The organism is Planktotalea sp., from assembly GCF_039984035.1.
Classification (GTDB): domain Bacteria; phylum Pseudomonadota; class Alphaproteobacteria; order Rhodobacterales; family Rhodobacteraceae; genus Planktotalea.
In genome coordinates this window covers 20,937-34,699 of the sequence record NZ_JBDWVM010000154.1, presented here as the reverse complement: position 1 = coordinate 34,699, position 13,763 = coordinate 20,937, and the positions used below count along the sequence as shown (strand labels likewise).

At 52.7% G+C, this 13,763-nt stretch carries 12 protein-coding genes; 8 read left to right on the top strand and 4 right to left on the bottom strand.

Translation table 11 applies throughout. The annotated features are described in order from the left end of the window. The coding region (locus ABJQ89_RS06965; protein ID WP_348495544.1) for a hypothetical protein at positions 1-851 on the bottom strand (851 nt) is incomplete at its 3' end. A 352-nt stretch (positions 852-1,203) separates the two neighbouring features. Between ABJQ89_RS06965 and ABJQ89_RS06960 the strand changes: the two genes are divergently transcribed. From ABJQ89_RS06960 to ABJQ89_RS06945, 4 genes are all read left to right on the top strand, one after another. Continuing rightward, a complete protein-coding gene (locus ABJQ89_RS06960; RefSeq protein WP_348495543.1) occupies positions 1,204-2,946 on the top strand; it encodes a hypothetical protein in 1,743 nt (580 codons plus the stop codon). After that, the gene (locus ABJQ89_RS06955; RefSeq protein ID WP_348495542.1) at positions 2,939-3,994 is read left to right on the top strand and encodes a hypothetical protein; all 1,056 of its coding nucleotides are present in this window, start codon (positions 2,939-2,941) and stop codon (positions 3,992-3,994) included. The genes ABJQ89_RS06960 and ABJQ89_RS06955 overlap by 8 nt, the downstream gene beginning before the upstream one ends. Positions 3,995-4,044: 50 nt before the next feature. Then, entirely contained in the window at positions 4,045-5,361 is a 1,317-nt protein-coding gene (locus ABJQ89_RS06950) for a glycosyltransferase family 4 protein (protein ID WP_348495541.1), read from the top strand. Between the two features lie 93 nt (positions 5,362-5,454). After that, positions 5,455-6,660 (top strand): O-antigen ligase family protein, encoded by a 1,206-nt coding sequence (locus ABJQ89_RS06945; RefSeq protein ID WP_348495540.1) that lies wholly within the window; start codon positions 5,455-5,457, stop codon positions 6,658-6,660. A 2-nt stretch (positions 6,661-6,662) separates the two neighbouring features. Here the strand turns inward: ABJQ89_RS06945 and ABJQ89_RS06940 are convergent, their stop codons facing one another. Both ABJQ89_RS06940 and ABJQ89_RS06935 read right to left on the bottom strand, forming a co-directional pair. Beyond that, positions 6,663-8,495 carry a hypothetical protein gene (locus ABJQ89_RS06940; RefSeq protein WP_348495539.1) on the bottom strand — a complete coding sequence of 611 codons (1,833 nt, stop codon included), beginning with the start codon at positions 8,493-8,495 and terminating at the stop codon, positions 6,663-6,665. After that, positions 8,492-9,181, bottom strand: a complete 690-nt coding sequence (locus ABJQ89_RS06935; RefSeq protein ID WP_348495538.1) for a WbqC family protein — start codon at positions 9,179-9,181, stop codon at positions 8,492-8,494. Before ABJQ89_RS06935 ends, ABJQ89_RS06940 begins: the two co-directional genes overlap by 4 nt. 96 nt (positions 9,182-9,277) lie before the next feature. Here ABJQ89_RS06935 and ABJQ89_RS06930 point away from each other — a divergent pair, with 96 nt between their 5' ends. From ABJQ89_RS06930 to ABJQ89_RS06915, 4 genes are read left to right on the top strand one after another with little or no spacing between them, the layout of a single operon-like run. Then, positions 9,278-10,204 carry a glycosyltransferase family 2 protein gene (locus ABJQ89_RS06930; RefSeq protein ID WP_348495537.1) on the top strand — a complete coding sequence of 309 codons (927 nt, stop codon included), beginning with the start codon at positions 9,278-9,280 and terminating at the stop codon, positions 10,202-10,204. Beyond that, complete coding sequence (locus ABJQ89_RS06925; protein WP_348495536.1) at positions 10,188-10,817, top strand: methyltransferase domain-containing protein; 630 nt, start codon at positions 10,188-10,190, stop codon at positions 10,815-10,817. The genes ABJQ89_RS06930 and ABJQ89_RS06925 overlap by 17 nt, the downstream gene beginning before the upstream one ends. A gap of 11 nt (positions 10,818-10,828) precedes the next feature. Next, entirely contained in the window at positions 10,829-12,217 is a 1,389-nt protein-coding gene (locus ABJQ89_RS06920; RefSeq protein WP_348495535.1) for an NAD(P)-binding protein, read from the top strand. 7 nt (positions 12,218-12,224) lie between these two features. Next, positions 12,225-12,602 carry a GtrA family protein gene (locus ABJQ89_RS06915; RefSeq protein ID WP_348495534.1) on the top strand — a complete coding sequence of 126 codons (378 nt, stop codon included), beginning with the start codon at positions 12,225-12,227 and terminating at the stop codon, positions 12,600-12,602. Here ABJQ89_RS06915 and rffA read toward each other — a convergent pair whose 3' ends face one another. Continuing rightward, complete coding sequence (gene rffA, locus ABJQ89_RS06910) at positions 12,603-13,760, bottom strand: dTDP-4-amino-4,6-dideoxygalactose transaminase (protein ID WP_348495533.1); 1,158 nt, start codon at positions 13,758-13,760, stop codon at positions 12,603-12,605. It lies immediately after the preceding gene. Positions 13,761-13,763: the final 3 nt, after the last annotated feature.

Sequence of the window (13,763 nt, the reverse complement as noted above, 5' to 3'; positions counted from 1 at the left end):
AAATCATCCAACCGAAAGACAAATAGAACAATCGCTGCCGTTGCCACGCCCATAAGCCCCACTTGATAGATCGCGGTTCTATTCACACGGGACCAATTGCCCAATGTCGTGTTGAAATGGGTTTCGCGTGCTGTGGAGGCACTGATGGTGATCTCTTCGATCTCTGCGCTGCGCTCCGTATCAAAGGCGCGCCGCGCCGCAGTTATATAAGCGCTTTGCTGTGGGATTTGCTCTGCGACACGGATGATTTGGCGCCAGTTGGAGAAAACAACCAATATTGCGATTGCAATCGAGATAATCAAAACGATGACAAACAGATCAACCCTGAACAGCGCAACGATAGCTAAAGCAATAATAATAAAAGAGGCACCAGAGAAAAACCGACAGAGAAACAGCAGCAGTGCAGGCGCACGTGTTGTTACGAACAGGTCTGTCTTCAGGAACACTTCTTGCTCTAAGCAAAATTCGTGATTGCGCCGTGCAATACGCGCAATGATCCGGGTTTCGAAAATCTTAAGAATGCCCGGCATCATAAAGATACCAACCACAAGAGCGGCCAAGAGCCAGGGCAGCCAAGCATCGCTCAGGCCCAGAAAATCAAAATACTCTTTCCCTTTGAAGGCCGCCCCGTGGGATGCGGAGCTTTGAAAGGCGATGTAGATGCTTTGGATGCTGATGACAAAAGCCGCGAGATTGAACACGCGCCCCAAGAAATTCAGCACAACAGTGACGAAAAAGGGCCAGACATTGCCTCGAAGAAAGATGATGTAGAGCGTCTTGCTAAAGCGGGCAATCATGCGCGCGGCTTGGAGCGCCCGCGTTGTCCCCGAATACAATTTCGAATGTGGCATTTTGAGCATCTTCCGGCAGGATGTTTCACTACTTAGCTGCCTGATATTTAAAGGTATAGCCCTATTCCAACACAGACGATCTCCCCATGGTGTAAACAGCGGTTCACCGCTCAATCTTCATTGAACGCCTTAAGTGCGAATGATAACAAGTCGTGACCAACCCCATTAAAAGGCAGATCACATGCAACTCAGACGCACTTTCTTGTCGGTGGTCAGGAAGACGGTGTCTCCGTTGATATCTGCAGGTCTTTTAAAACGCCCAACGCCTTTGAACCTGAGATTCAGAATTGTTCAATCAAATCATTTAATCCGCCAAAATGACTGCACTGCGGCTTTGGACGTGATTTGGGAGTTGGGACAAAACAATCTCGGATACCCCGGTGTTGGCGCGCAGCTACACAAAATTGCCCTTTATGCGAACAAACAGAAAAACACTGACGTCCTAGCGCGTATTTCCCAAACGATCCTGCCGGCGTTTAAGTCCAGCGCGCTCACAAGCGTGCCCTTTCACGTCAACAAAGCCTATGTCAGCTTTTTGTGCGAAGATTGGGACGAGGTCCAAAACGCGCTTCACGTCTTGCAAAACAGCGATGCGAACATCGATAACCTGTTGTGGGATATCCATGTCAAACGCGGCCAGCTGTGCGAGACAACCGGAGAGTTCGAACAAGAGTTTCAATATCTCAGCACGCTTTTGGATGGCCCCTTCGACATGCCAAAAGTGCGGACACAAGTCGCTAAGATGGGATTGTCCTCTGTCAGATATGCACAGAAGCTCGGCCTTGAGGTTACGGCGCATTCGCCTTTGCTGACGCCAACGGTCTTGGAACAGGTTTCCCCAGAAACCCTGCGCAGCATTGCACCCAGCCTGCCTAAAACACTGCACGACTGGAGCGCGATGGATCAAACCCCGCGTGCCACACCGTCAAACGCGTCCGCAGCGGATCGCCCTTTGCGCATACTCATTGCGTCAAACGCAGGAAACTGGAACTTTCTACGCGAGGCCACAGAGGTCTTAGAAGAGGCCGGGATCGAAGTTCGCTTTCTGCCCTTCGACCATCTTAAAAGGGCCATCGATCAGACCAACAAAACAGATCGTACGCACCCAACGATGTTCGACATGCTCTATACGACGGGGCCCTGCAAGCCGTCGCAACAAGACGGGTTTGCGTTGTTGGCCGATGCTTGCCCTTGGGCACATGATCTTATCACTTGGTGCGACGTTGTTTTTGTTGAATGGTGGAATGCGCCTGCTGTGTGGTTCAGCCGGTACCTCCCAGAAGACACAAGCCTGATTGTCCGCTGTCACAGCTACGAAGCGTTCAGCGTAAACCCATATTTCACCAATATGGCACGGGTGGATGGTGCCATCTTTATTGCCGATCACATCCGCGAAGTGTTTTTGAACAGCTTCTCTCTGCCCGCCCTTACCGTTGAAAACACCACGGTCATTCAAAATATCCGCGATCTCAAGCAACTGTCGCTCGATCCGAAAACGGACGATGCGCGTTTCACATTGGGTTTGATGCAATATTCAAACTGGAACAAAGATCCTATTTTTGCGCTCGATATCCTAGAGCAGCTGGTTGCACAGAACCCGCGCTGGACCCTGCGCTTGGTTGGCACGCCTTGGGCAGACGAGCTCAGTGATTTCGAGGCCGCTTATCACGATGCATTTCTGGCCAAGTTGGCGCCTCTTGAGCAACATGTCATCTTTGATCCCTTTACCCGTGATGTCGCGGGATGGCGGGAAAAGATCGGATATATTCTCTCGACAAGTCGTCGCGAAGGCAGCCACGAAAGCGTGGTCGAAGCTATGGCCAGCGGGGTTATTCCTGTGTTGCGGCGCTGGCCGCTCATGGCCCAATTCGGCGCCCCTGAAAGCATGTTCCCAGACTTCCCCGCCTTTGATACGGCCGAGGACGCCGCCGCTTATATTCTCGCAAAGTCGCAGCAAAAAGAGGACGCCGCAGATCGTGCAAACATAAGAGCCCAAACCCTGGCGCGTTATGACATTTCAACGTCTGGCATCGATTTCGTGACCTACATCCGAGACACACACAGTAAAGTTCAGATCGGACAAAGGCATGAGTGATCCTATGCGCCCTCGTATTTTCGTACAGTTTTTGGACAAGCCGTTCATCGAGCCAACTCGCGGCGATATGATCAACGAGCTGAGATTTTATAAAGCCCTGATGACCTTCGCGGATGTCTATTACAACGACCATCTTTTGCATCCTGATGGCACATTCGAAATCAGGCCTGATAAACTTTATGCGCCATCGCGTGACTACGACCTTTATTATGTACGCGCCAACGCAGAACTCTTTAAATCTCTTCCGCATCCCAAAGTGACAATGGCGTTGCCCTATAATGAAGAGATGTTCGCAATCGCTGATGCTCTCATCGTCACGACCCAAGCCTGGAAGGATCTCTTGGGCTCGAACGGCGCCAGCGATCCAGACCACGCCTTCCTGCAAAAATGGTATCCAAAAGGGTTCAAAACCTCGAGTAAGATCGTCAACATCCGGCAATCCATAGACGCGCTTTTCCTGAAAGAGATTTCGCCCCAAGACCGCTTTGAAGCGCGCGCAATGACAACCGGCGCAGGTGTCTTTGGTTTCTTTGGGCGCGTCACCGACGAAACGATCCCTCAAACCTTAATGCGTGCCATCCAAACCGCAAAATCGCGCGCGAAAGACACGTCTCCCTTGCTAAGCGCATTTGCTGGCAACATAAGAATCGCTCTCCCCAAAGACAGTCTGAATCTAGGCACAGTGCCTTATGAAAAGATGCCCGCCTTACTCTCTGGATGTCTTGCAACATTGGGCCAGGAATGCGCCGATTCAAGCTATTTAGGGTCTGGTAAAATCCTAGATTCCATGGCCGTCGGCACCCCTATTGTCTCGCGGCGCAATCTGGTGCGCGAAGAGCAGCTCGGTGCAGACTACCCCGGCTTGTTCGATACCCAAGAAGAGGCGAACGAAATCATTTGGAAACTTTGCGATGGCTCTGACTTTAGCACGGAGCTGTCGAACTATCTGCTTGAGCGGCGTAATATGTTCACGCCCACCTCAAACGGTGCCTTTATCCGTCAAGCTTTAGAGCAAGCGCACATGCTTCCAGCGCGGCAGCCTTCGTAAGTACAAATTCACTTCCGGGATGCTATTTTCGGGCAAATAAAGACCAAAAAATGAAAAAGTTCATTCAAGACTATCTCGGGTTTCTCATCCCTCCTCTCGTTGCAACGAAAAAGGCCTATTACAATACGGCAAAACTTTTCGTACATCAGCTTTTTCGCAGCGTTTTCGAGAACGATATTGTCGCGTGGAAACCCGATGTGGTGCATACGCATGACGGCATGTCCTTGCCCTTGGGCGTCGCAGCCGCAAAGCGCAGTGATGCATTCATGGTGTTTGATAGCCATGAGCTTGAAGCCCACCGCAACCCGCCTTTGTCCCCACGCCAGCGCCGCAACGTTGAAAAGATCGAACAGCGTTATCTGCCGCAAGCGGATGCCGTCACCACCGTGGGCCAAAAGATTGCCGATCATCTGGTTGCAGAGTACGGGATTGAACGGCCTCGCGTGATCTATAATGCACCGCCGCAGACCTCGCGCCCCTTGCCAGAAAAGTGGCAGCAACCCGCGCGGGGAAGCCTGCGCGCAGAAGCCAATATTCCTGATGATGCTATCGTGCTGGTCTATACGGGCAACATCACTATGAACCGCGGCGTCGAGCAGACCTTGGAGGGCATGGCAGCCTATCTCAAACGCCCGGGCGCCAATCCAAACGTTCGCCTGTCCATGGTCGGCAAAACCCGCCCCGAGATCTTCGACGCGGTTACTCAGCTCGCAGCTAAGCTGAACCTACAAGATCACATCCATTTTCATGATCCCGTTTCGCCAACAGCCGTTGTCGAGTTCATCGCCGAAGGGGATATTGCCGTCATTCCGGTGATCCCCGTGGCGCTGTCCTATGATTACGCGATGCCCAATAAGTTATTTGAATCCATGCTTGCCGGTCTGCCCATCTTGGGCGCGCGGCTGGCGGAAATGGGCCCTTTCATCGAAGAACATCAACTGGGTGTGTGCTATGATCCAGTCTCCGCCCCGGCATTTGCCGATGCTTTGGCCACGCTTCTCAGCAACGGCGCAGCGCCACGACTGAATGAAACGCGTATCGCTGAACTGGCCAAACAATTCAGCTGGGAGGCACAAGAAGCTGTCTTGCGCGACGTCTATGCCGGACTTGATGCAACAGGAAACCCATTGCGCGTTGCGATGGTGGTGCCGAACCCGTGCAATCCCGATTACCGCGTCGTGAAACAGGCCGAAACCTTGGCCGCTGCAGGCCATGAAGTTTGTATTTTCTGCACACGTCCCGTTGGCTCTGATCTGCCCGATCTGGAAACGATCAATGCTGTCGACTATCGCCGTTTGGATTGGTCTGTGCGTTCCGCCGCGGATGGCTTTTTGAAATTTTACCTGCGGCGTTTGCTCGCCAAATGACTAATTTTGTTTTAAAATAGAACACATTACCCTAATTGCTTTTCCACCATCTTTTTTCATGGACGATTTAATGCGCTTTTACAGGGTTTTTTGATGTCTGACCGTGTTCAGACCACTTTAAGAGCGGGCATTGCTCTGTCTCTGGGACTGGTGCCCGTGGTGCATCTTGTGGCGTTGCAGCTCGCAACGGTGCTGATCCTGATATCGGTCATCTGGCGCGGGAAAGGCAATTTCATACCCCGACCAAAATTGATCTGGCCCTATGTCCTGCTCGCCCAATTTGCACTCTATTTCACGCTGAATGCACTTCTCTATCCTTCGATGGAAGGTAACATGCGTCACTTCCAACGGATCGCCCTTGAATCCTGGTCCATCACTCTGGTGGGTCTGGTTCTGATGTGGCTCTTCGTTAACAAAAACCGCGACTTCATCACAGATATACAGCGCTGGATGCCACTCGGTTTACTCATGTCCTTCATGATCATGAGCGTCTTCTTTTTCGGCGCCCAAGGCAGCCGGGCACAGGCCTTTGCCAACACCGCATTGGTGCCACCCGTCTGGTTCTTGTGCCTGACCTTGATTTCCTTTTGCAACTTTCACAACATGCAACGCCACGCGCAGCTCTTGCGCGGCGCTTTGCTGATACTGGCCGCAGTTATGGCACTCTATTCAGGGGGGCGCATGGTCCTTGTGATCTGGTTCCTGTGCTCCGCAGCCCTCGGCGCCTATTTGATAATCACACGCCCCAACGGTCGACGTCCCTTGCGCGATCTAGGGGGGCTTGCTCTTGGCCTCATCGCAGTCCTTGCGCTGCTCTATTTCGCAGATGCGGTCATGGGTGGCACGCTTGATATGCGCATGCGCTACACGATCGAGCATATTCGCAAAGACGGGCTTTCAAGCACCGCCTTTCTCCGCTTCGAAATTTGGGCCGCGGCGCGCGACGTGATCATCGCGCATTGGCCGATGGGGGCAGGACAGGTGAATGAGCGCTTGTTAATCCATGAAATCATTGAGCGCGATTGGTGGTTCAGGGCCCATCAAACTTATATGTCTTATATGATTGCTGGAGGGGTGATTGGGCTCATCTCGGGTCTGTTATTCCAAGCCTCGGCCCTATGGTTTTGCACCCATCGCCTGTTTCCTGCAGCGCTCGGTCTGTTCTTTGTGCCAGCACTCAGCGGGCTCACCGATTCAATTTTTCAGTCGTTCTTTTCCGTCCAGCTCTACATGCTGTTGGTGTTCTTGCTCTCGGGAATGTTGCTCTCTGACAGGCAAGAGAACACCAGCGCGCGCTAACTTCATTCCTTCGGCTTATATAAGATTGCATTGCGCTTGATATAGGCAATCGGAACATCTGCAATTGCCGTATAATCCTGTGGGAATGAACGCCCGGATCCTGTCTCTAAATAGCTGTTAAGCAGCTCTTGTGAGAGGCTCTTTTTGTAAGGGTCTCCGTCCGGATCAATCATCAAAACCCAAGCCTGAGAAATGTCTTCCGCGGGAAGCAAGGACAGCGCAAAATCAAAGTAGGCATCACTGCCTGGATAGCCGCCCAAAATCCAAGCCATTTTAGGGGGACGCAATCCCAAGTGCAGACCAATCCCAGGAGCGCGGCCAGAGAGATCGATAAAGACAGGCGGCTTGTCGTCAGGTCCCCAGTCGGGGGTAACGGACTGCAATGCAAGATACGTGTCCGCCAAAGCATCAGAGGCGCGCATCGGGATTTGTGTTGGCCCATAAGAGACCGCAGTTTGCGCCTCGCTCAAACGTGCATTCATTCGGTAGGGCTGGCTTTCAATCCCGTTATAAAACCCAATGACCGTTAACCCTATGAGAACCGCCGCTGTTGGCACATAGAGAACTTGACGCCTCATTGAGCTAAACAGCACCGCCACCGTCATGAAAATCAAAGCAAAGCAGCTATAAATGCCGAATTGCCAAACCCATCCATTCGTGGTGCCCGCACTGACCAGGAAAGCCCCAAAGACCATACAGGCCCCGATGACCCAGAGCGGGGATGTCTTTCCATGCCCAAGATGTAAAAGAGCGCCCACACCCAGCAGGAAGGCAGAGGTGCGCAGCAGAGCAACGAAGCCAAATAATTCTGCCCGATTTCCAGCAAAGGCCCCTTTGATCAATAGGGCACCGCAGGTCAGGATAACGGCCAGCGCAAGCCCCATCAAAAGACCCGCATGTTTGTTGGCGCGCAAGCGTTTGTTCTGCATCACAAAGGGCACGGCGACCAGAAGTATAAATAGGGGATGATCAATAAGAGCGTCGCGCAGAGCGCCAACATACTCCACATATTTAGTGAACAGATCGCTGAGCGAAAAACTATGCCCCCCCAGTAGTTCGGTACTGTGATAGCCGTTCGCCAGATGCCGAAACAACTCAATCGGATCAAACAGGCGCACCCAGATTAAAAGGATCGGGATCAAGACGCCAAGGAGGCTCCAACGGAAAATATCCCAAAGCTCCCACACGAGGGTTTTGAAGCCGAGCGAACGGCCACGAGCGATGATCTGTACCACCACAAACAACAGCACAAAAAAGACGGTCATAAGCGCGGCGGCGGTGATTTTGATCAAGGCCACAAATGTGAGAAACGCGCCAAAACCAATCGCATAGGCAATGAAGGGTCTTCTCGCCAACGCGGGCGCGTTAGGGCGCGTTGGCATGAAAGGCAATGCACACAGAACGGTCCCCATGTAGAACACGATCACAAGGCTATTGTAGCTAGGTTCAAACAGGCCCCAGCAGAAATAGAACAGAACGAAGGTACCCCCGAAGAGAGCCGCCGTAAGATGCTTTAAACTGTGGGGTTGGCCAGAAATAAGCTGGGCACATCTCCAGCTAAAGAACGCGCCTGATACAAACAAAATAGCCAGATGTAGGAAGCGGCTTGTTATGAACGGCAGCGGGCCAAAGAAACTATACCAAAGCGGCCCAAACATCGTGAGTTGATTGTCGATGAATTGCGGTGTGGTGGTGTTGATAATGTAATAAGCGGAATCTGATAACTCTGGCACAATATCGAATTGGCCCGCGACAAAAAACAAAGCCGCCCCAGCCAGAGCACATGCCGTGATGAGCAATACGAAATCCAGCAGACGCGTTGCTTTATCTGTCATGCGAAAACCTCATTCACCGGCAACCAAAAGAGCGCATCCAAAATAGATGCAGGGGCCTGATCCGGGTTTGCGACCGTGGCTGGGTATTGGGGGTATGCCATCCATTCCACACCTATGCCCTGCTGCGTGAAGGCCGTTTCATCGAGATAGGATTTTGCGGCAGGTCCGCTCAAATAGGTATCGCTCTTAAGATGGTCGCAAATTTGCACCAAACGCCCCACCCGATCCGCTTGTCCCGCAATCTCCGTCGAGCGGATAATCTGCGTCTCAAAACCCAGATAATCGGCAATAGCGCGCAAGAACATCTCGTTGATTTCGCTCAAATGGCTTTGCTCTGCCGCGCCGTCAAAACAGGGTTTCAACCACGTACTGACCGCATCAAAGAACGGCGCTTTTGCATAGCTTTGTGAAACACTCATCCAATGTTTGCGCGCCCATGCGCCATTGATCACTTCTGTCTCTGCTATACTCTGCCCGAACTTGCCGGATTTCTTCACCGGGATTGTCAGCCAATGGGGACCATTCCCGGTGATAATCTGATTGCGATTGCGCCAATCATTTTTGGTATATTGCACTTCGTCATAGAGCACAAAAACATCAGCGCGCCGCATGAGATCAAAATACCCGCGCCAAGGGATATAATTCGATTGCAAGATGACGGTTGTGCGCACGAATGCCTCTTTCATATGTGTTGTGATTAGTCCTAATCACAAAGTTCTATGGGAGCAAATACTTGCGTCTACAGGTTTCAATGCTAGACCCAACCATAGGAGAATAGCCGTATGAAATTATCCATTGTCAGCACCATGTATCACAGCGCCGCCTATGTGATGGAATTCTGTGAACGCATCGCGGTGCAGGCAGAAAAAATCGCCGGCGACGAATACGAAATTATTCTCGTCAACGATGGCTCCCCCGATCACGCGCTCGATGTCGCACTGGAGGCGCAAAGCAAAAACAAGAAGATCCGCATTGTCGATCTATCGCGCAATTTCGGTCATCACCCTGCGATCCTGACAGGCCTTGGATATGCGACAGGCGCGCATGTCTTTTTGATTGATATCGACCTTGAAGAACCGCCTGAAATTCTCTCTGAATTTTGGGACACCTTCCAAAACGCCAAAGAAGTGGACGTGGTGGGCGGCGTGCAAATGGCCCGTCTTGGCGACGCCCAAGAACGCTATGCTGGTGGGCTGGCTTGGAAGTTTCTGCAAAAGCTTTCGAGCACAGAGCTGCCCGCAAATCTGATCACCGCGCGCCTGATGTCACAGCGTTATGTGCAGGCCTTGATGTCCTACAAAGACAAAGAGCCGTTCTTGGCCGCCCTTTGCTCTGACATCGGGTTCAAGCAAATGTTCATTCCCGTGCAAAAGACCGATGATTCAACGACGACCTATACGTTCAAGCATAAGGTCAAACTGATGCTGAACGGGATCACCGCCTTTTCCACCAAACCTTTGATGATGTCGATTGTCGTCGCCTTGTCGCTGGCGGGCATCACCGCCTTGATCGGGCTCTATGCGCTCTTCATGGGGCTGTTTGGAAATTCAGTTCCCGGTTGGGCCTCCACGGTGCTTCTTGTCTGCGCAGCCACATCGATCATCACCTTTCTACAAGGCATGAATGCGCTTTATGTGGCGCATATCTTCAGAGAAGTGAAACAACGCCCTCTGACAATTGTTAGGAAAGTTCATGACATTGAAGACTGACGCATTGGCGCAAACGGCAGCCTTCTTTGATTCCAAGATCGAAGCCCATGGCGCCACGCCAGAAGGGCTGGACTGGAACGGGCGTGACGCCCAAGAAATGCGCCTGCGCCAAGTGATCAAAGCTGTTGATCGCACCTCCCAGTTTTCCATCAATGACGTGGGCTGTGGCTATGGGCACCTCGCAGCCCTGCTTGAGAGCGATGGCTATCAAGACTTTGACTATACCGGTTATGATATCGCCCCGAAAATGATCGAAGCGGCCGAAGCCACAAACGCAGGGCCACGCCGCCGCTTTGTGCAAGGGGGCATCAGTGATTTGCAGCAGGCTGATTTCACCGTTGCTAGCGGCGTCTTTAACAAGCTGATGGGCAGTGATCCGCAAGATTGGCAAAACCATGTTGAGAGCAGCCTCAAGGCGTTTTTTGAGGCCAGCACTGAGGCCTGTTCCAGCAATTTCCTAACCGCCTATTCCGATCCAAAGCGGATGCGCGAGGATCTTTATTATCCCGACCCGCGCGAGATCTTCGATTATTGCATGTCCCTGACGCCTTGGGTGTCGGTCCATCACGATTACGGCCTATATGACTTCACTGTCATCATGCGTCGCCTGTAAGGAGCCTGCCCATGCCTCAAACTCATCTTGTCGTTGGCGGCGGTATCGCGGGCCTTTACGCCGCGCATCTTCTCAAGCGCAAACACCCTGAGAGCGCGGTCGTTATCGTTGAACAGGCGCCTGAAGTCGGCGGGTTATTGCAATCCTTTGACTATGGCGAACAGGGTATTTTCGATCGCGGTGTGCATACCTTCTATGAGACCGGAAATGCCGATGTTGATGACTTCTTCCTGTCGCTCCTGCCAGAGGACGACTGGAAGTTCCTAACCGATTACAAACGTGATTTGGGCGGGTCTTGGTTTGAGGATCGCGTGCAGTATGACACACCCTATCCGAACCTGAGCGATCTTGATCCAGCGCGCCGTGCAGAGCTGGTCGCCGGATTTTTCGAGAACCTTGCCCCCAACCAAGCGCCAAGCGAAGACATGGATGTGATGAGCTATGCGCGCGCGCGCTTTGGCGATGCCATTGCCGAGCAAGTCATCCGCCCTGCAATTGAAGCCCGCCAACATATGCCCGCCGAGGATATCCATTGGCTCGCAATGAATGTGCAAGGGCTTGGCCGCGTGGCTTTGCTCCCAACTGAGGCCATCGAGGTTCTGGCCGAAGCCCCGGGATTTGCCGCGCGCCTCGCTTTTCCAGATCAGCTCAACTACCCGGAAAAATACCTGTCGGGAAAGCGCGCGTATTACCCTGCGAAATTCGGACTTTCACGCTTTATCGGCAAACTAGAAACGCGCCTGAAAGAGGCGGATATCGAAATTTTGACCAGTGCAAAATTGGGCGGTCTTGAGCTATCAGATGGGAAATGCACTGCGGCCAATATCACCTTGAATGATGGCACCTCCCGCAAGTTAGACACTGCTTCTGTGCATTGGTCCGTTGGCATGCCCGCGCTGGCCGCAACGTTGAAGCTGGACATGAGCCAGTATAGTTTCGATCCCCCCCATCAAACAGTTATCTGTAATCTGTTGATGTCAGAGAAGCCAAATTGCGAGGGCACCTATTACGCCTTCTATCACGGGCATGATCGCATTCACCGCATCTCGTTCGGCTATAACTACGCCGATGATGTGGGCCCGCACGGCCAGTTCCCGATGTCCATTGAACTGGTCTACCCAAAAGGCGCAGACACCTCCAATGTAACGGCTGAAGTTGAGGCTTGGCTACGTGCCGATGGGGTGATCGGCGACAGCAGCATAGTCACCTTCGCCAAGGGCGAGGTGCTGCGCGGTGGCTATCCATCCCTCAGCTGTAAAAACGTGGGCGCGATGTTTGCAATGCGCAACGATATCTTGCAGCAGGACATCGCCAACCTAACGCCCATTGGCATTCTGGCCAAAGACAACCTGTTCTTCCAGTTTGACATCATCCAGCACATTCACGAATTGCTCGGGTAGCACGCAGATGGCCCGATCCCTGAGCGGCGCAAGCTGGCGCTTTATCGTCAATGGCATTGCCTCCAATGTCACGCTTTATGGGCTGTTCGCGCTACTGATCTACGTCAATGTCGATTACCGCATCGCGGTCACCATCGTCTATGTGCTGGGCATCTTGTGGAATTACACGGTGAACCGGCTGTGGTCTTGGCAATCAGAGGCAAAAGTCGCCAGTTCTTTCCTCAAATATGTCATCCTGTATGTTCTGACATATTTTGTGCACCTCGCCCTTGTGGTTGTGATGGTAGAATGGATCGGCATCAGCACCTATCTGGCACCGCTGCTCTCCATGGGCATTCTGTTGCTGCCGCAAATGTGGGCGCTGAACCGATTTGTCTTTCGGTAACTAAACCACACTCTTTGCCGTAAGAACCTCTGTCAGAGACGCAATCACCTGCTCCACCTGATCATCGCGCAAATCGGCATACAGCGGCAAGCGGATCAATTGCGCGCCTGCGCGATCTGTCACATCCATAGGTCCGGCCACCCGCCCATGGGCCAGACCCGCAGGGGCGCTATGCAGCGGAATGTAGTGAAACACCGCCAACACGCCGCGCGCAAGAAGCGCTTTGAGCACCTCAGCGCGATCATGTTGCTCCCCAAGCAAAACAGCAAAGATATGCGCATTGTGCTGACTGTGATCGGCAGGGTGCAAACGGCTCAAATGACCGAGCGTTTCCAGCTCGGCAAAGGCCTCATAATAGCGCTGCCATATCTCAAGACGGCGCGCCGTAAAGCCGTCCATCGCTTCAAACTGCGCCATGAGAACCGCAGCCTGTAACTCGCTTGGCAAATAGGATGAGCCCATATCGACCCACGTGTATTTATCCACCAATCCCGCGATAAATTGTGAGCGGTTGGTGCCCTTCTCCCGAATGATTTCAGCGCGTTCCATAAAATCGGCGCGCCGCGTAATAAAGGCGCCGCCTTCACCGCACACAATATTTTTGGTTTCATGGAAACTGATCGCTGCGCAGTCCCCGATCATGCCAGCCGGCGTACCCTTGTAGGTAGATCCCAAAGATTGCGCCGCATCTTCTATGACGATCAAACCATGCTTTCGCGCGAACGCCATGATCGGATCCATATCGGCAACAACGCCCGCATAATGGATCGGCAGAATAGCCTTGGTCCTCGATGTCAGCGCTTGGTCCAGCAACGCAGGATCAAGGTTCATACTATGTGGTTCCACATCCACAAAGACCGGCACGCCACCCCGCAAAACGACCGCGTTGGCCGTCGACGAAAACGTGTAGGAGGGCATGATAACTTCATCGCCCGGCTGCACATTCGTCAAGATGCAGGACAGCTCTAGGGCCGCTGTTCCACTCGCCGTCAAAAGGGCGCCGCTGGTATGGTGGTGACGTTTCAGCCATGCATGACAGCGCTGTGTAAAAGGGCCGTCACCCGATAGCTTACGAGTCCGCAGCGCCTCGGATAAATACGGTAATTCATTCTGAGCAGGCGCAGAAATCGTAAATGGAATAACGTCAGAACCTGCCATAAG